This window comes from Streptomyces sp. NPDC048606 (assembly GCF_040650855.1).
GTDB lineage: Bacteria > Actinomycetota > Actinomycetes > Streptomycetales > Streptomycetaceae > Streptomyces.
The window spans coordinates 1-17,624 of record NZ_JBEZIB010000027.1 but is presented as its reverse complement, the minus strand read 5'-3'; the positions used below and the strand labels follow the sequence as shown (position 1 = coordinate 17,624).

At 75.2% G+C, this 17,624-nt stretch carries 10 protein-coding genes; 5 read left to right on the top strand and 5 right to left on the bottom strand.

Translation table 11 applies throughout. The features are described 5' to 3' along the window. Positions 1-15: 15 nt before the first annotated feature. Positions 16-1,821 (bottom strand): sporulation protein, encoded by a 1,806-nt coding sequence (locus tag AB0D01_RS26430; protein WP_363059425.1) that lies wholly within the window; start codon positions 1,819-1,821, stop codon positions 16-18. 632 nt (positions 1,822-2,453) lie between these two features. Here AB0D01_RS26430 and AB0D01_RS26425 point away from each other — a divergent pair. Both AB0D01_RS26425 and AB0D01_RS26420 read left to right on the top strand, forming a co-directional pair. Further along, positions 2,454-4,646: an asparagine synthase-related protein gene (locus tag AB0D01_RS26425; protein ID WP_363059423.1), complete on the top strand. Its 2,193-nt coding sequence runs from the start codon at positions 2,454-2,456 to the stop codon at positions 4,644-4,646. Positions 4,647-5,049: 403 nt separating this feature from the next. Further along, the gene (locus AB0D01_RS26420; protein WP_363059421.1) at positions 5,050-8,433 is read left to right on the top strand and encodes a BTAD domain-containing putative transcriptional regulator; all 3,384 of its coding nucleotides are present in this window, start codon (positions 5,050-5,052) and stop codon (positions 8,431-8,433) included. On the opposite strand, the gene AB0D01_RS26415 is transcribed toward AB0D01_RS26420, so the two are convergent. Both AB0D01_RS26415 and AB0D01_RS26410 read right to left on the bottom strand, forming a co-directional pair. Next, positions 8,420-10,444, bottom strand: coding sequence for a sigma-70 family RNA polymerase sigma factor (locus AB0D01_RS26415; protein ID WP_363059419.1), 2,025 nt, complete (start codon positions 10,442-10,444; stop codon positions 8,420-8,422). The two genes, AB0D01_RS26420 and AB0D01_RS26415, sit on opposite strands and share 14 nt — an antisense overlap. A gap of 303 nt (positions 10,445-10,747) precedes the next feature. Then, entirely contained in the window at positions 10,748-11,533 is a 786-nt protein-coding gene (locus AB0D01_RS26410) for a helix-turn-helix domain-containing protein (RefSeq protein WP_363059417.1), read from the bottom strand. 340 nt (positions 11,534-11,873) lie between these two features. Between AB0D01_RS26410 and AB0D01_RS26405 the strand changes: the two genes are divergently transcribed. After that, positions 11,874-13,292 (top strand): NAD(P)/FAD-dependent oxidoreductase, encoded by a 1,419-nt coding sequence (locus tag AB0D01_RS26405; RefSeq protein WP_363059415.1) that lies wholly within the window; start codon positions 11,874-11,876, stop codon positions 13,290-13,292. Positions 13,293-13,473: 181 nt separating this feature from the next. Beyond that, positions 13,474-15,204 (top strand): ATP-binding SpoIIE family protein phosphatase, encoded by a 1,731-nt coding sequence (locus tag AB0D01_RS26400; RefSeq protein ID WP_363059599.1) that lies wholly within the window; start codon positions 13,474-13,476, stop codon positions 15,202-15,204. A 67-nt stretch (positions 15,205-15,271) separates the two neighbouring features. On the opposite strand, the gene AB0D01_RS26395 is transcribed toward AB0D01_RS26400, so the two are convergent. Next, the gene (locus AB0D01_RS26395) at positions 15,272-16,558 is read right to left on the bottom strand and encodes an MFS transporter (protein WP_363059597.1); all 1,287 of its coding nucleotides are present in this window, start codon (positions 16,556-16,558) and stop codon (positions 15,272-15,274) included. A 125-nt stretch (positions 16,559-16,683) separates the two neighbouring features. Here AB0D01_RS26395 and AB0D01_RS26390 point away from each other — a divergent pair, with 125 nt between their 5' ends. Then, a complete protein-coding gene (locus AB0D01_RS26390; protein WP_363059413.1) occupies positions 16,684-17,220 on the top strand; it encodes a MarR family transcriptional regulator in 537 nt (178 codons plus the stop codon). 208 nt (positions 17,221-17,428) lie between these two features. Here the strand turns inward: AB0D01_RS26390 and AB0D01_RS26385 are convergent. After that, positions 17,429-17,624, bottom strand: a 196-nt coding sequence (locus AB0D01_RS26385) for a hypothetical protein (RefSeq protein WP_363059411.1), incomplete at its 5' end; no start/stop codon positions are given.

Below are 17,624 nucleotides of genomic sequence, written 5' to 3'. Positions count from 1 at the left end.
CCACCGACAGCTCGGCTACGCGGGGGCCACCAGCAGCGGCCGCGCCCGCTCGCGCAGCTCCGCGACGCGCGGTTCGTCCCCGTACGGTTCGAGCCGGTGCAGCAGGTCCCGTACGTACTCGTTCGTGCGCGCCGAGGAGATCCGGCCCGCGACCTCCACGGCCCGGGTGCCGGCCGCGCAGGCCGCGTCGAGGTTGCCCGACTCCAGCTCGGCGACCGCGCTCACCACCAGCCGCAGCCCGTGCGAGCGCACGTACTCCTCGGTCGGGCGGGACAGGGCCTGCTCGGTGAACCGGCGGACCTGACGGGGCAGTTTGAGGTCCCGGTAGCATTCCGCCGCATCGGCCGCGAAACGGTCGTACGAGTAGAAACCCAGCCAGGTCGGATCCGCGTCGCCCTCCCGCGAGCGTTCCAGCCACCCTTCGGCCGCCCGCAGCGCGGCGCCGGCGGCGGCCGAATCGCCCGCCTTGGCGTGCGCGCGGGCCTCGACGAGCCGGAAGAAGCTCATGGTGCGGGCGGTGGCCAGGCCCCGGTTGCGTTCGACCGCGGCCTGCGCGAGGTCCACGCCCTCGTCGGGGAAGTCGCGGTAGGTGGCCTGGAGGGACATGGAGGCCAGGACGTAACCCCCCAGCGGTACGTCGGCGGCCGCGCGGGCCAGGCGCAGCGCCTGGATGTAGTAGCGCTGGGCCGCCTCCTGCTGGCCGGTGTCGAAGGCCATCCAGCCCGCGAGCCGGGTCAGCTCGGCGGTCGCGCCGAACAGCGCGCGCCCCACCTCGTCCGTGTAGGAGCCCAGCAGCAGCGGCGCCGCGTCCACCCGCAGGCACTCGGGCACCATCGACGAACGCCAGTCGCCGCCGCCGTACTTGGAGTCCCAGCGGCGCGCGTCCTCGGCCGCCTCGCGCAGCTTCGTCACGTCGCTGTGGCCCACGCGCTGCGGGGAGGCGTCCGTCCCGAGGCCGGTGAGCACGGCGGGCGTCGGGGCCGGGGAGGGCGCCGCGGGGGCGGACGCCGCGCCCGCCCGCTCCGATCGCGGCTGCCCCGTTTCGGGTACGGGCCGGCCGGGCACAAGGCCCTGCGCGGGGACGGCGGCCGACTGCCGGGGCGGGGCGGACGGCCGGGAGCCCGCGGCGCCTCCGGGCGCGGCGGCGGAGGACGACGGGACCTGCGGCGCGCCGTGCCGCGCACCCCGCGGCGACGGGTGGGCCTGGAGGTGCGCCTGCTGCGCGAGCGGCGACGGTGACGATGACGGAGCCTGGGAAGGCTGCCCCTGCGTCGGGGCCTGCGTCTGCGGCGGCGGTGTCTGCGCCGGGTCCGTGCCCCGCGGCTGGTGCTGCGCCGGCGTGGCGGGTTCCCGCGCCACCGAGCTGTCGGCGGGAGATATCAGCCACCGCGACGCGGGCGTCGCGTACGCCGACACCGAGAAGGAACCCGCGAGCGACTGCCAGATCCCGCCACCCCCGCGCCGCCCCGCCAGATCCAGCCGGTACAGGTCCGTCGCCGAACGCACCGCCGCCCCGACGTCGCGCGGGAAGGCCAGTCCGACCTCCGGCGCCGGGTCGGCGTCCGCCAAGCCGATCTCGTGCAGCGGCACCGGCCGCCCCAGCTTCGCCCCGATGGCCGCGGCGATCAGGTGCGGCGCCGCGCCCTGCGGCACCATCCCCTTCGACACCCACCGCGCGACCGAGGTCTTGTCGTAGCGCAGCGTCAGACCGCGCTGCGCGCCGAGGTCGTTGACCCGCCTGGCCAGGCCGGCGTTGCTGATGCCGGCGAGGGCGAGGACGGCGCCGAGCTTCTCGTTGGGCTCGCGGAGCTCCCTGGACATGCGCCACCCCTCGTCACACGCGGAACGCAGACGCCGCCGGGGCATAGGCGCCCGGCATTTCGTAAACCCAGCGTAGTTCCCCGCCTCCCAAGCGTTAAGGCCCCTACTTCCGTATGGCGGGATTGTTGTCCGTATGCACCGTCGGCCCGGAGTGGGCACCCGGGGCGCACGCCCCGAACCGTGCTCCCGCCGTGTGGCCGTGCGCCCGGCCGTGCGCTCTGGCCGGTCCCGGGGCCCGGCGATTCGATGTGCGGTGCGTGGGTCGGCCCACCGAGTGGATCCGGTGGGCCGGGGGATGCCGCTGCCTCAATCCCCGCGGGTGGCGGAACGGTCCGGGGGGTGGATCCCGCCTCCCGGACCGCGCGCCGCCCACCGCCCGGCACGGGCGGCCGGTACGGCCGAAGAATGGCCGAAACCAGACTGTGGGACGGGGGGAACGGAACATCAAACACCGCGTGGCCGAGGCGTGTTCGTTTACATGCACGCCCCCGAAGCCACTCTCGCACGCCCGTCTCGTGGCAGCATGGGACCCGAGCCACTCGGGGCCCCGCCGGCCGCGCCCTCCGCGCTGACCGTCTCGTCCGTGCCGTCCGTTGCCCCGGTCATGTGCCCACGGGCTGGGGGAGGCGGCGGTGCGCTGGTTGGTCGGCTGGAGCAGTATCGCCGCGCACTTCGGCACGGCCGGACGAGTCTCCGGCCAGGGGGACCGGTCCGTCTTCGGTCACGACCCCGGCCCCCACCACCCCCGCGCCGACCCGCCCCGCGGAGGCCTCGCGGACGCCGCCCACGCCGACGACCCGGCCGCGGCGGACGCAGACCGCACGGTCCACCCCGTCGGCGCCCAACTCCTGTGGGGCGACCCCGACCCCCTGTGGGCCGTCGGCGACTGGCGCCCCGACGAGATCCGCACCGTCACCGCCGACCCCGCGGACCCCTTCACCCGCCTCGCCGTCCTCGGCTGCTGCGGCGCCACCGACGCCGAACTGCGCCGCGCCCTCTACGCCGCGCGCGGCGGCGCCCTGCGCCACCTCACCGAGTGGTCCGGCAGCTACACGGCCGTCGTCCAGGCCGGCCGCCGCATCACCGTCCTCGGCGACCTCGCCGGCGCCAGACCCGTCTTCTACACCCCCTGGGCCGGCGGCACCGCCTACGCCACCGCCGCCCTCCCCCTCGCCGACCTCATCGAGGCGCAGCTCGACATCGGCCACCTCGCCGCCCTGCTGGCCTGCCCCGACAGCCCCGAGGCCCTGGGCGACGGCACCCCGTACGCGGGCGTCCGGCGCATCCCGCCCGGACACACCCTGATCCTGCGCGAGGGCTCCCGGGAGATCACCGGCTACGAGCCCGTCGCCTCCCTCGCGGTGGCCGCCCCCGAGGCCGACCCCGAGCGCGCGGTGGAGGGCGTACGCGAAGCGTTGGTCGACGCGGTGCGCGCCCGGCTCACGGCTCCCCGGCATGCTCCCGAGACACTTGTTCCAGACCCCGGCCCCGTCCCCGGCATGGGCCCCGCCGACCGGCGCGCCGCCCGCGGCGCCCCCGCCCCGGGCGTGGGGGCCGACCTCTCCGGCGGCAGCGCCTCCGCGACCCTGGCCCTGCTCGCCGCCGGACTCCCCGGCGCCCCCGGCACCCTGCCCGGCACCGGCTCGCGCCTCCTCGCCGTCACCTTCAACGACCTCGCCACCCCGCAGGGCCGCGAAGGCGAACTCGAACGCGCCCACGCCATCGCGGGCGACCCCCGCCTCCACCACGTCGTCGTGGCCGCCGCCGCCGAAGCCCTCCCGTACGCCGACCTCGACGGCCCCCTGACCGACGAACCCGGCCCCTCCCTCGTCTCCGCCGCCCGCGAACGGCGCCGACTGGCGGCCGGTTCCGCCGACCACTTCACCGGCCACGGAGCCCGCCAGGTCCTCGACGCCCACCCCGCCCGCATGGCCGACCTCCTGCTCGACCGCCGCCGCCGGCACCTGCTGCGCCCCGTCGCGGCCCTCGCCCGCTCCGCGCCCGAAGGCCCCCTGCTCGTCCCCTTCTCCGTCTACTCCGCCGCCCGCCGCCTCGCCCGTACGCCGTACCGCGCCGGCATCGAGGCCGCCGCCGCCCGGCTGCGCGAAGGCGGCCTCGGCGCCGGTCCCTCGGGGCCGGTCGACGCCTCCCTCGCCGCCCTGACCTGGGCCCGACCCGGGCCGGCCGCACGCTGGCTCACCGGCGAAGCGCTCGCGGAAGTATCGATCCGTCTCGGAGCCGCCGCCGGCCGCCCGCCGCTGTCCCTGCGCCCCGGCGAGGCCCGCGCCCGCGCGGTGCTGGCCCGCCACGCCGCCGACCACCGGGTCTTCGAGCAGGCCGTCGAGGTCCGCAGCCAGCGCCTGCACGCCCCCTTCCTGGACAACCAGGTCGTCCGGGCCGCGCGCGCCCTGCCCGAGTCCCTGCGGGTGCAACCCGGTGCCCGCGCCGCGATCCTGCGCGGCGTCCTCGCCTCCGCCGGCGTACGCGAACTGCCGCCCGGCTGGGGCGTCACCGCCCACACCCCGAACGAGACCGCCACCCGGCTCGGGCTGCGCGCCGCCCTGCCCGAACTCCTCGACCTGTTCCGGGCCCCGCTCCTCGCCGACGCGGGCCTCATCGACACCCGGGCCGTCCGGCAGGCCCTGGCCGACGCCGCCGACGGCACCCCCGTACCGCTGGACGGACTCGCGGAACTCGTCTCGATGGAACTGTGGCTGCGCCGCCTCCTGTCCCGCCGCGGCACCTGCTGGACGGGCACCACCACCCCCCGCCGGCGCGCCGTGCCCCACCCGCAGTCCCCCCTGCCCCGCCTGACGAGCCGCTGAGGCCCGGGCGGCGGGGGCGGGGGCGGGGGCCCCGCGAGGGTCAGTCGCCGCCACCCCCGCAGGAGGACGACCCGCACGAGGACCCGCCCCCGCACCCGTAGCCGCCGCCTCCTCCGTCGCCGCCCGACCAACGCCCGCGCGACCCGCCGGAGCCGCCGCCCCGGCGCCGGCGCCGGGAGTCCCGCCACACCGAGATCCCCACCAGCAGCAGGACGAATCCCACGACCATCAGGACGTCCACGTTCCCGCACCCCCCGTCGTTCGGCGCCCGCCGCCCCCGTCGGGTGGATCCGGCCGCCCCATTCTGATCCCCCCGGGAAACCGCCGCGATGCCCGCCCCCCACGGCCCCCGCCGGCGACAAAGCCCCGCGCACCCCCCTCCCGGGCAAGGCAGAATTGCCCGGTGCGGTACCTCATCCTCGGCGTCACCGAGGCCCATGACGAGACCGGCGCCCCCCTACCCCTCGGCGGCGCCCGCCTGCGCGCGCTCCTCACCGCCCTCGCCCTGCGCGCCGGGGGTCCGGCCGCCGCGCCCGTCGCCGCACTGGTCGACGAGGTCTGGGGCGACGCCCCGCCCAAGGACGCCCCCGCCGCCCTCCAGGCCCTCGTCTCCCGCCTGCGCCGCGCCCTCGGCTCCCGCGACCGGATCCTCGCCGACCCCACCGGCGGCTACCGCCTCGCCGCCGCCCGCGAGGACGTCGACCTCCACCGCTTCAACCGCCTCGCCGCCCACGGCGGCCGGGAGCTGTCCACCGACCCCGCCACCGCCGCCGCGACCCTGCGCGAGGCCCTCGCCCTGTGGCGCGGCCCCGCCCTCGCCGACCTCCGCGAACCGGCCCGCACCGCCTACGCCTCCGCCCCCGAGGCCCGCCGCGCCACCGCCCTGCGCGACCGCGTCGAGGCGGACCTGCGCAGCCTCGGCCGCCCCGGCGCCCCCACCGCGGCCGGACTGCTCCCGGAGATCGAGGCGCTGATCCACGAGCACCCGTACGACGAGGCCCTGCGCGCCCAGCAGCTGCGCGCGCTCCGCGCGGCCGGCCGCCCCGCCGACGCCCTGGCCGCCTACGAGCGCACCCGCGCCGTCCTCGCCGACGCCCTGGGCACCGACCCCGGCCCGCAGCTGCGCGCCCTGCACGCCGAACTCCTCCGGCCGGGGCCCCCGCCGGGCGACGCCGACCGGGCCGACCCGACCGCCAAACCGGCCGACCCGAACGCAGACCCGACCGGCCCGAACGCCGACCCGACCGGCCCCGACACCCCGCCGCTCCCCCTCCCCCTCCCGCCCCCGCACCCGCGCGGCAACCTCCGCCCCCGCCTCACCTCCTTCGTCGGCCGCGAACCCGAGCTCGCCACCCTCGCCGGCGACCTCGCGCGCTTCCGCCTCGTCACCCTCACCGGCCCCGGCGGTTCCGGGAAGACCCGCCTCGCCGAGCACGCCGCCGCCGACCAACCGGAATCCGGCTGGCTCGTCGAGCTGGCCCGCCTCGACCACCCCGCCGCCGTCCCCGGCGCCGTCCTCAGCGCGCTCGGCCTGCGCGAGAACAGCCTCGTCGCCCGGGAGAAGACCCCGCCCGAGGATCCGCTCACCCTCCTCGTCGACCACTGCGCGCACCGCCGCCTCCTCCTCGTCCTGGACAACTGCGAGCACGTCATCGGCGCCGCCGCCGAGCTCGCCGAACGCCTCCTCACCCACTGCCCCGACGTACGGATCCTGGCCACCAGCCGGGAGCCCCTGGGCGTGCCGGGGGAGTTCCTGCGCCCCGTCGAGCCCCTGCCGCCGGCCCCCGCGCACCGGCTCTTCGCCGACCGGGCCGCCGCCGCCCGCCCCGGCTTCACCGTCGCCGAGGATCCGGCCGCCGTCGCGGAGATCTGCGCCCGCCTGGACGGGCTGCCGCTGGCGATCGAGCTGGCCGCCGCCCGGCTGCGGCTGCTCACCCCGCGCCAGATCGCCGACCGCCTCGACGACCGCTTCCGCCTGCTGACCGGCGGCGCCCGCACCCTGCTGCCGCGCCAGCAGACCCTGCGCGCCGTCGTGGACTGGTCCTGGGACCTCCTCGACGCCGCCGAGCGCACCGCCCTCACCCGCCTGTCGGTGTTCGCCGGCGGCTGCGACCTGACCGCCGCCGAAGCCGTCTGCGCCGACCCGTCCTACGAGGTGGCCGACGTCCTCGGCTCCCTCGTCGACAAGTCCCTCGTCGTCGCCGAACCGGGCCCCGACGGCATGCGCTACCGCATGCTGGAGACCATCCACGAGTACGCCTCCGAACGGCACGCCGCGCACGCCGGCGTCGATCCCGACGACGCCCGCGCCGTCACCCGCCGCCACCGGGCGCACTACCTCGCCCTCGCCGAGGAGGCCGAGCCCAAGCTCCGCTGCGCCGAACAACTCCCCTGGATCCGCCGCGTCGAGACCGAACTCGACAACCTCCGCTCCGCCCTCCACACCGCGACCGAGCTCTCCGGCCCGGACGCCGACCCCGACACCGAAACCGCCCAACGCCTCGTCTTCGCCCTCGGTTGGTTCTGGTGGCTGCGCAACTACCGCGGCGAGGGCGCCGAGTGGACCGCCCGCGTGCTCGCCGCCTGTCCGCCGGAGCCCCCCGAGGGCACGGACGCGTACTGGCGCTCCATGCGCCTGCAGGTCCTGCACATGTTCCTGCTCGCCGAGACCGGCCCCGCGGACAACTTCCGCAAGCCCGAGCACATCGCCCTCGCCACCCGCATCAGGGAGACCTTCCGCCACGGCTCCCCGGAGACCACCCGCTTCCCCGGCATGCTCTGGCCCGCGACCTGCTTCCTCACCGGGGACAACGCCGACTTCCACGCCAGCCTCGACCTCTCCGTGGAGAACTGCCGCCGGCACGCCGGCGACTGGGAGCTCGGTGTCACCCTCATGCTCCGCACGCACGTCGCCATCGACCTCACCGGCGGCCTGCCCACCCTCGACGACGACCTCGCCGAACTGCACCTGATCGCCGAGCGGACCGGAGACCGCTGGACGCGCGCCCAGGTGGCCAGCGCCGCCGGCGAGGCCGCCCTCGCGCACGGCCGCTACCCCGAGGCCCGCGCCGAGTACGAGGAATGCCTGCGCCTGGCCCACGAGGTCGGGGCCCACACCGAGGCGCCCTTCGCCATCGCCCGGATCGCCGAGACCGCCTACTGCGAGGGCGACTACGCCGAGGCCGCGCGGCTCGTCGAGGAGGCCGACGCCGAGGCGCGGCTCTACGGCGGCGTGTACGACGCCCGGGGCTTCATCTGCCTCCTCGGCGCGCTGCTCGCCCTGCGCCGCGGCGACGTCGAGGCGGCCCGTGAAGGGTGCGCGGAGGCCCGCAAGGAGGCCTCGCGGGTCAACACGCCCCCGCAGTTCGCCGCCGGCACGGACATCGTGGAGGCCCTCGTCGCCGCCCACGACCACGGCCCGCGGGCCGGGCTGGCGGTCATCGCGCCCTCCCTCGCCAGGGCCGTCGCCGCCCGCTGCGCCGAACGCGTCCTGGCCGAGGCCGCCGAGATCGCCGCACTGCTGCTGGCGGACGCCGGCCTCGCGGCCGAGAGCGTACGGGTCCTCGCGGCCGCCGGGGTCTGGCGCGGCCCCGACCCCCGCTCGGCACCGGAGCGGGACCTGGTCGAGGACCTCCCGGCGCGCACCCTCGCCGTCCTCGGCCCGGCCGCGCACGAGCGGGCCCGGGTCGCGGGCGAGGCGCTGAGCCCGGCGGAGGTCGCCGCCGAACTCGCGGAACTCACCGGACGCGACGCACCCGACGGGCGCACCGGGCTCACCGGCAGTTGATCACCGCGTCGGCCCAGCTCGCCAGCGTCGGCAGGTGCCCCTGCCCGGCCTGCTCCACCACGAGCCGTACGGTCCGGTGCCCGGCCAGCGGCACGGAGACGGCCGCCGGCGCGTCCCCGAGGCCGAGCGCCTCGGAGCGCCACAGCCGCGTGCCGTCCCCGTAGACGGAGAAGCGGACCCGGCCGTCGGTCAGCAGGGACAGCCCGTCCACCCCGGCGCGCGCCGAGAAGTCCGTGCACTGCCGGTTGAGGGTGATCTCCACGGAGGAACGGGAGTGGACGGTGATCCCCTGCGAGAAGTGCCGCCCCCCGACCTCCAACCCCCACCGCTGCCACACCCAGCTGCTGCGCCAGGTCTCCACCTCGGGGCCGGTGTGCGGTCCCAGCGGCGCGTGCCGCAGCGAAGCGAGCCGGAACCCCTCCGAGGGCCGGGGCGGCGGCGGTGGTGTCGGCGTGGGCGACGGCTTCGCCCGGGTCGGGGAGGGGGAGGGCTTCGGGCTCTGCCGGGACGCGCTCGGCGCCGGCGGTGCCGGCCGCGCGGGGGCCGGGCTCGACGCCGTGGCGGAGGGCGTCGCGCTCGGCCTCGCCGGTACGGGTCCCGGCGCGGCCGGCTGCGGCCCGTCGGCCGGGGGCGTCCCGGGCGGGGTGGACGCGGGCGTCTTCGGGGCCACGGGCACGGCGGGCGCCACCACGCCCGGGGCGGGCCGGTCGACGGCCTGCGGCTCGGGCTCGTCCCCGGCCAGGGCGAACACCACCCCGGCGGCCGCCGCGACCGCTATGCCGGCGGCGATGGCGGCCTTGGCCGGCAACCCCAGCCCCTCCGACACCACGGCCCCGCCCGCACCGCCGGCCCCGCCCCCGCCCGCCCCACCGGCCCCGGCGGCCCCACCGGCCCCCGCGCCGGCAGCCGAACCACCGGCCCCGGCCGCCCCCGCGGCTCCGGCCGCACCACCCGCGGCGCCGCCTCCCGACGCGGCGGCCGCGGCCCCCGCACCCCCGGCGGCGGCGACCCCACCGGCCACCACCCCGGCCGCCTTGGCGGCGTACCCGGCGGCGAACCACCCGATGACCGCGACCGGCAGCAGGGCGGGGATCCCGGCGTTGACGTCCTTCAGCTCCCCGGCGGCCAGCCGGCACTGCGCGCACTCCTCCAGGTGCCGCCGCAACCCGCGCTCCGCCCGCATCCGCAGGCCGCCCCGCGCGTACGCGCCGAGCCGGTCCGCGTACCGCGCGCAGTCGCCGCCGGCGCTCAGCGCGGAGCTCACGTGCGCCTGGAGGTAAGCCTGCTTGAGGCCCTCGCGGGCCCGACTGGCCAGTACCGCCGTCGCGTTGGCGCTCAGCCCGAACAGCGGGGCGATCGCGCTCGGCGAGGACTCCTCGACGGTGGTGTGCCACAGCACCGCCTGCCACCGTTCGGGCAGGCTCCGGAAGGCCTGCATGGCGAGCGAACGCTCCGCCTCGTGCATCGCCCGTACGTCGGCGCCCAGTTCCAGCGTGTCGCCCTGCGCCAGCGCGCCCGCCGCCCCCTCGGAACCGCCGGCGGCCTGCTCCGCGAACACCGCGAAGTCCTCGACCAGGTGCTCGCGCCGGGCGGTCTTCGCCCACGCGGCGGCCACCCGCCGCACGGTGGTCAACAGATAGGCGCGCACCGAGTGGTCCGGCCCGGCGCCGCCGCGCACCGCCTGGAGGGTCCGGGCGAACACCTCGGCGGTCAGGTCGTCGGCGGTGTGGCCGTCGCGGCAGCAGGTGCGCGCGTACCGGCGTACGGCATCGGCGTGCCGGCGGAACAGTTCCTCGTACGCGCCGTCGTCGCCCGCGCGCATCCGCGCGACCAAGTCGGCGTCGGACGGCGGCAGATCGGCGCCCGAAGCTCCCGAGGCCCCCGACGCCCCCGAGGCGGCGTGCCGGCCCCCGGGTTCGCGCTGGGCCGGTACCTGCCGGGCGGGCGGGCCGCCCGCCTCGACGTCGCCGGCCGCGCCCCCGGGAGCCCCGTCCCGTCCGTCAACGCTCATCGCGGCAGCCCTCGCACGACACACTCGAACCGGTACACCGATCCAGCGTGTCACACGGCGCGGGTGCCCCGGCCCCGTCCCCGCACCATCCACCCGTCCGTGCGGGCTCCCTCGCCCCGCCCCCCGCGCCGACCTGCGCCTCACCCGTACGTGCGACCGACCGCGCCCGCGCCCGGGTTGACGCCCGAACCGTTCCGGCCGACGCCCGAACCGTCCCCGGAAAGGCGAAAAACGCCCCGCGCGGAACCCCCCGCGCGAAGCGTTTCCCACCTCGACCGCGGGCACCTCACCCGCGGACCACCGTCAGGCCGTACGCGAACGCAGGCCCTCCAGCAGGATGTCCAGCAGTCGGGCCGAGGCCGCGGCCTGCTGCTGCGGGTCCGGCAGCGCCGGCGCGGCGGTGGCGATCACGAGCAGCACGTCGGCCACCGTGACGTCGGTCCGCAGCTCCCCGGCCTCCCGGGCACGGTCCACGAGCCGGCCGACGACCTCCAGCAGCGCACCCGCGCCGGCGTCCTCCGACGGCTCGTCCTCCAGGGAGGTGCGCGAGCCCACGACCCGAAGCTCCGGCCCCGAGGTCGACCCGTTCGCCACGGCCTGACGCTGGTGCGGAACCCGCGCGGCCGCCTCCTCCGCGGCCGCGTCCTCCGCCGCCGCGCCGACGCGCAGCACCTGGGGCGGCAGCAGCCGCCCGGCACCCGAGGCCACGGAGGTGCGCAGGAAGCGCGACAGCGCCTGCCACGGCTCCTCCTCCTGACCCAGAGCGGACTGGGCCTGTTCGGTGAGCCGAGCGGTCTCCTCCTCGGCTATCCGACGGACCAGGACGTCCTTGCTCGGGAACCGCCGGTAGACGGTTCCGACACCGACCCGCGCGCGCCGCGCCACGTCCTCCATCGGAGCCCCGTAGCCGAGCTCGCCGAAGACCTCGCGGGCCGCCCGCAGGACGTGCTCCAGGTTGCGCTGCGCGTCGACGCGCAGGGGCGTGGAGCGACCCACACCGTGGGTGGTGGCGCCCGTCATCATGCGCCCGCCGCTCTCCGCGGACGCGGACAGAGCGGTGGCAGAGCCATGGAAATCGGAAATGTGCATATGTATCCCCCGGTAATCATTTTGTCTCCCCCCGGAGACTCCCCGCCTTCACGTCGAGGGGGGCCACGGTCATGAGGCCCTGGTCCTACTCCTCGACGAGATACGAACATAGTTGAGCCAGAGTCAATTCAGAAGAGGCAGCCCCGGACGGAGCGCCGCCCGATCGGAGCATTCACCCCCACTTTTCCGGCGGAAGCCCCCGGAATCGCCCCCTCCGCACGCTCTGACCTGCACAGTTCCAGCCAAACATGACCCCCCTGACGACCCCGTCACGCAGGCCCCACCGGTCACACAATTTGTCGGGGCTGTGGACAAACTCCCGGCCAGGGGGCGTCATGGGATGGTGAAGGCTGCTAACTCGCGGGGCGACGCCCCCGGTACCCCGCCCCGCACGCGCATCCTCGTCGTCGGCGGCGGATACGTCGGCATGTACACGGCCCTCGGCCTCCAGCGAAAGCTGAGATCCGGCGAGGTCGAGATCACGGTGGTCACCCCCGAGCCGTACATGACCTACCAGCCCTTCCTCCCCGAAGCCGCCGCCGGCTCCATCTCGCCGCGCCACGTCGTGGTCCCCCTGCGCCGCGTCCTCGACCGCTGCCGCATCGTCATCGGCGAGGCCCGCCGCATCGACCACGCCAAACGGACCGCCACCGTCACCACCCTCGCCACCGCCGAGGAGGGCACGGGGGACATCGAGATCGCCTACGACGAACTCGTCCTCGCCCCCGGCTCCGTCTCCCGCACCCTGCCCGTCCCCGGCCTCGCCGACTACGGCATCGGCTTCAAGACCGTCGAAGAGGCCATCGGCCTGCGCAACCACGTCATCGAGCAGATGGACATCGCCTCCTCCACCCGCGACCCCGCCATCCGCGACGCCGCCCTCACCTTCGTCTTCGTCGGCGGCGGCTACGCCGGCGTCGAGGCACTCGGCGAGCTGGAGGACATGGCCCGCTACGCCGCCCGCTACTACCACAACGTCAAGCCCGAGGACATGAAATGGGTGCTGGTCGAGGCCAGCGACCGCATCCTCCCCGAGGTCGGCCCCGAGATGGGCACCTACACCGTCCGCGAACTGCGCCGCCGCAACATCGACGTCCGCCTCGAAACCCGCCTCGAATCCTGCGAGAACCGCGTCGCCGTCCTCAGCGACGGCACCCGCTTCCCCACCCGCACCGTCGTCTGGACCGCCGGCGTCAAACCCCACCCCGTCGTCGCCGCCTCCGACCTCCCCCGCAACGAACACGGCCGCCTCGTCTGCACCTCCTTCCTCACCGTCGAGGGCGTCGAACACGCCTGGGCCGCCGGAGACGCCGCCGCCGTCCCCGACATCACCGCCCCCGAAGCCGGCCGGATGTGCGCCCCCAACGCCCAGCACGCCGTACGCCAGGCCAAACAACTCGCCGACAACCTCACCGCCGCCCTCCACGACGAGGTCCTCACCGAGTACGCCCACAAGTACGCCGGCTCCGTCGCCTCCCTCGGCCTCCACAAGGGCGTCGCCCACATCTACGGACGCAAGATCAAGGGCTACCCGGCCTGGTTCATGCACCGCGCCTACCACCTCAGCCGCGTCCCCACCTTCAACCGCAAAATGCGCGTCCTCGCCGAATGGACCCTCTCGGGGCTGTTCAAACGCGAGATCGTCTCCCTAGGCTCCCTCGAACACCCCAGGGCAGAATTCGAACTCGCCGCCGGCGCCGGCCCCCGACCCCCCTCGCCCGGCCCCGCCCCCCACCCCCCACAGGACGGACAGAGCTGACGTCGACCGTGCGCTCGGCCCCACCGGACGTGTGACCATAGGTGGGCCCACCCCTGCACACAGTGACATTCCGAGTGACCTTCACCGAGCGACACCGACCGGCGACCGACCCGGGGGCACCGCCCGGCAGCAGCCGGCGCGGACACAGCGACCCCCTGCGACACCACGAGGCTTGAACGCAGTGAACTTCACGCGCTGGAGCGCCCGGTTCCCCGGAACGCAGCGCCGCGCCGCCGCCCGGAACGAACACGCCGCCGCCCAGGCCAAACGCGGCGAAGGCTCCGTCCCCGCGGCCCGCGGCTCGGCAGGACACTCCCCCACGCCCCCCGACGGCAGCCCCGCCGACGCCACCGTCTCCGGCACCGGCACCGCGCCCCTGCCCTCCGTACCCGCCCTCGACGAGCTGTCCGTACGCGAGGTCCTCGGCCTGCTCCCGGCCCTCGTCGCCCTCGTCCACGGCCCCGAACACCGCGTCGCCTACGTCAACGACGCCTACACCGCCGGCTTCGGCCCCCGCACCACCGGCGCCCCCGCCCACGAGGCCCTCCCCGAACTCGGCGAACTGGGCCTCCTCGAACTCCTCGACCAGGTCCAGCGCAGCGGCAAGCCCCGCACCGCCAAGAACCGCACCGCCCCCGGCGGCGGGAACTCGTACACCGTCACCTGCACCCCCGTCGAGTTCCCCAAGGCCGGCACCGACGGCACGACCGACCCCCACCACACCGGGATCCTCGTCCACCTCGCCGACGTCACCGACCACGCCGAGGCCGTCGACCGCCTGCGCGCCAGCGAACGCCGCCAGCGCGAGGCCGCCGTCACCCTCCAGCGCTCCCTGCTGCCCCAGGAACTGGAACAACCCGACGACCTGCGCATCGCCGCCACCTACCAACCCGGCGGCACCGAAGCGGCCGTCGGCGGCGACTGGTACGACGTCATCACCCTCGGCGCCGGCCGCACCGCCCTCGTCATCGGCGACGTCATGGGCCGCGGCGTCCGCGCCGCCGCCGTCATGGGCCAGCTCCGCACCGCCGTCCGCGCCTACGCCCGCCTCGACCTGCCCCCGCACGAGGTGCTCCAGCTCCTCGACGGCCTCGCCGCCGAGATCGACGCCAGCCAGATCGCCACCTGCGTCTACGCCGTCCACGACCCCAACGAGGGCCTCCTGGCCTACGCCTCCGCCGGCCACCTCCCCATCCTGGTCCGCGACCAGGACGGCACCGTACGCCGCGCCGCCGACCCCACCGGCCCCCCGCTCGGCACCGGCGGCTGGCTCCACACCTCGGGCACCATCGCCCTGGGCCCCGGCTCCACCGCCGTCCTCTACACCGACGGCCTCGTCGAACGCCGCGGCGAGGACATCGACGAAGGCGTCGCCACCCTCGAACGCGCCCTCGCCGGCGCCCAGGGCACCCCCGCCGTCGTCTGCGACCGCCTCATGCGCGCCCTCGGCGTCGACGCCGACCACGACGACGACGTCGCCGTCATGGTCCTCCAGCAACCCGCCCGCACCGGAGCCGACGCCGAGCTCTTCCACAACGCCGCCCTGGAACTCCTCGGCGGCGTCGAGGCCGCCCCCCGCGCCCGCGCCTTCGCCCAAGGCGTCCTCGCCTCCTGGCGCTTCCCGGTCGAGCTGTGCGACCTCGGCGTCCTCGCCGCCAGCGAACTCGTCGCGAACTCCCTCCAGCACGGCACCCCACCCATGCGCCTGCGCCTGCGCCGCACCGACCGCCGCCTGATCATCGAGGTCACCGACGGCGACGACCACCTCCCGCGCCACCGCCGCGCCGAACCCGCCGACGAGACCGGCCGCGGCATCTCGATCATCGCCACCGTCTCCTCCTCCTGGGGCTCCCGCCGCACCCCGGGCGGCGGCAAGGCCGTCTGGTGCGAGTTCGCCCTCCCGGACAAGTAGCCGCACACGACGAAGGGCCCGATCCACCGGACCGGGCCCTTCCCTCTTCCCTGCGCCTCTTCTCCCCTTACACCGCCGCGTGCTCCGCGGGGGCGGACGCCTTCACGACCACCACCGGCTCCGCCGCGACCCGCACCGACGACGGGTTGTCCTGCGCCGGGCTCAGCTGCCGGCCGAGCCGCAGCGCCAGCCCCGCGATCCCCAGCGACACCAGCACGAACACCCCGATGTACAGCATCGGCACACCCGCGCCCAGCGGCACACCGAGCGGACCCAGCGCCAGCGCCATCTGCTTCACCAGGGCGAAGGCCGAGTTGTACTGCCCGACCGAACCCTCCGGCGCCAGATCCGCCACCAGCGGCGCCAGCGTCGGCGACAGCATCGCCTCACCGATGCCGAACAGCGCGTACGTCGTGATGAACGCGGCGGCCGCCATCATCGCGCTGCCGTGCCCCAGCCCGGAGAACCCGGCGATCACCCACGCGACCGTCCAGATCAGCCCGACCAGCGCGATCACCCGCGACCTGCGCCGCTTCTCCACCAGCTTCAGCACCACGAACTGCGCGATGACGATCGCACCCGTGTTGGCCGCCAGCGCGAACCCCAGCGTGGACGGGGAGATCCCCGCCGCCTCGGTCCCGAAGGCCGCCAGACCCGACTCGAACTGTCCGTAGCAGGCGAAGAAGAGCACGAAGCCCAGCACGCACAGCTGCACCATCGCCTTGTGCCGCAGCAGCCGCCTCCAGCCGCCGCCCTCGGGCATCGCGTCCTTGGCCACCCCGTCACTGATGCCCGTGACCTGCGGCATCCGCACGGTCGCGATGACCGCGGCCAGCACCAGGAACATCACGGCCTCGATGCCGAACAGCAGCGTGAAGCTGCCGGGCCGGCTCTCGTCGACGATCTGACCGCCGACGAGACCACCGATGCCCAGACCCAGGTTCTGCATGAAGAACTGCAGCGCGAACGCCCGCGTCCGGGTGCTCGGCGTCGAACACCACACGATCATCGTGGCCAGCGCCGGCTGCATCACGGCCTGCCCGGCGCCCAGCGCCAGGGCGGACAGCAGGATCGGCACGATCCCCGTGGACAGCCCGAGCGCCAACGCGCCCACCGAAGCCGCGACGGCCGCACCCATGACCACGGGCACCGGACCACGTCGGTCGATGACCCGACCGGTGAAGGGCAGCGCGACGAGAGCACCCAGGGCGAACGCCACGAACGCACTCGTGGCCGCCATGGAGCCCAGACCCCGCACCTGCGCCACGTAGATGTAGAGGAACGGAACCGTGAAACCGATGCCGAACGCGGTCAGCGCGTTGCCGGCCTGGATCCGCCGCATCGCAGCGCCCATCACCTTGGTCACTTCTCACCTGCCTTTGAGACCTGAAGCCTGAAGACTTCATACCTAAACTTCAAGCCTTAACACTACACATCGAAGGAGTTAGACGCCAACGAGCTCGTGCCATACTTCGGGGCATGGGTGACACCCCCGACGGCGCCGTGCCCGTCCCCGAGCCGAGCCTCGACGAGCAGATCGCCGTCTACCAGCGCGAATTCCAGGACCTCGACCCCCAGGTCGAGAAGGTGGTCTCGGCCCTCAGCCGACTGAACCGCCGCATGAACGTCGCGTACGGACGCCAGACGGCGGCCCTGGGCATCAGCAACGCGGAGTGGGAGGTCCTCAAGGCCCTCGTCATCTCCGGGGCGCCCTACCGGATGGGCCCGAGCGAGCTGGCTAAGCAGCTCGGCCTCACGCCGGCCGCGATGACCCACCGGATCGACCGCATGACGGCGGAGGGCCTGGTCACCCGGGAACGGGACGAGTCCAACCGCGTCCGCGTGATCGTGGAGCTGACGGACGAGGGCCGGAGCAAGTGGCTGGACGCGATGCGCGCGGCCACGGTGTTCGAGGAGGACCTCCTCCAGGACCTCTCCACCGCCGAGCGCGGCGTCCTGGGGGACATGCTCACCCGCCTCCTGGACCGCGTGGAGGACCTCCAGTCCCGGGGCTGACCACGGTTGACCTCGGAGGTTGACACGGACTTCACCAGTCCGTAAGGTTCTTCGAGTTGTCCCAGAGCCGAAAGGTTCTGACGTCAACGAATCCGCCGCCTCGTAGCGGCAACCTACTCAGCACGATCTCCCACTGGGAACGCATTCGGCATGTCCGAATTCATTTCCGAAGGCCCGATTATCGGTTGCCGGGGAAATCCGCTAGAGTTCAGGAGTCGGAAGGGCCCAACAGCCCGGAAGACAAACCCCGCTGACTGGGAGTCAGGCCCGAAAGAGTCTGATAGAGTCGGAAACGCAAGAACACAGAATGAAAGCCCGGAGGAAAGCCCGAGAGGGTGAGTACAAAGGAAGCGTCCGTTCCTTGAGAACTCAACAGCGTGCCAAAAATCAACGCCAGAAGTTGA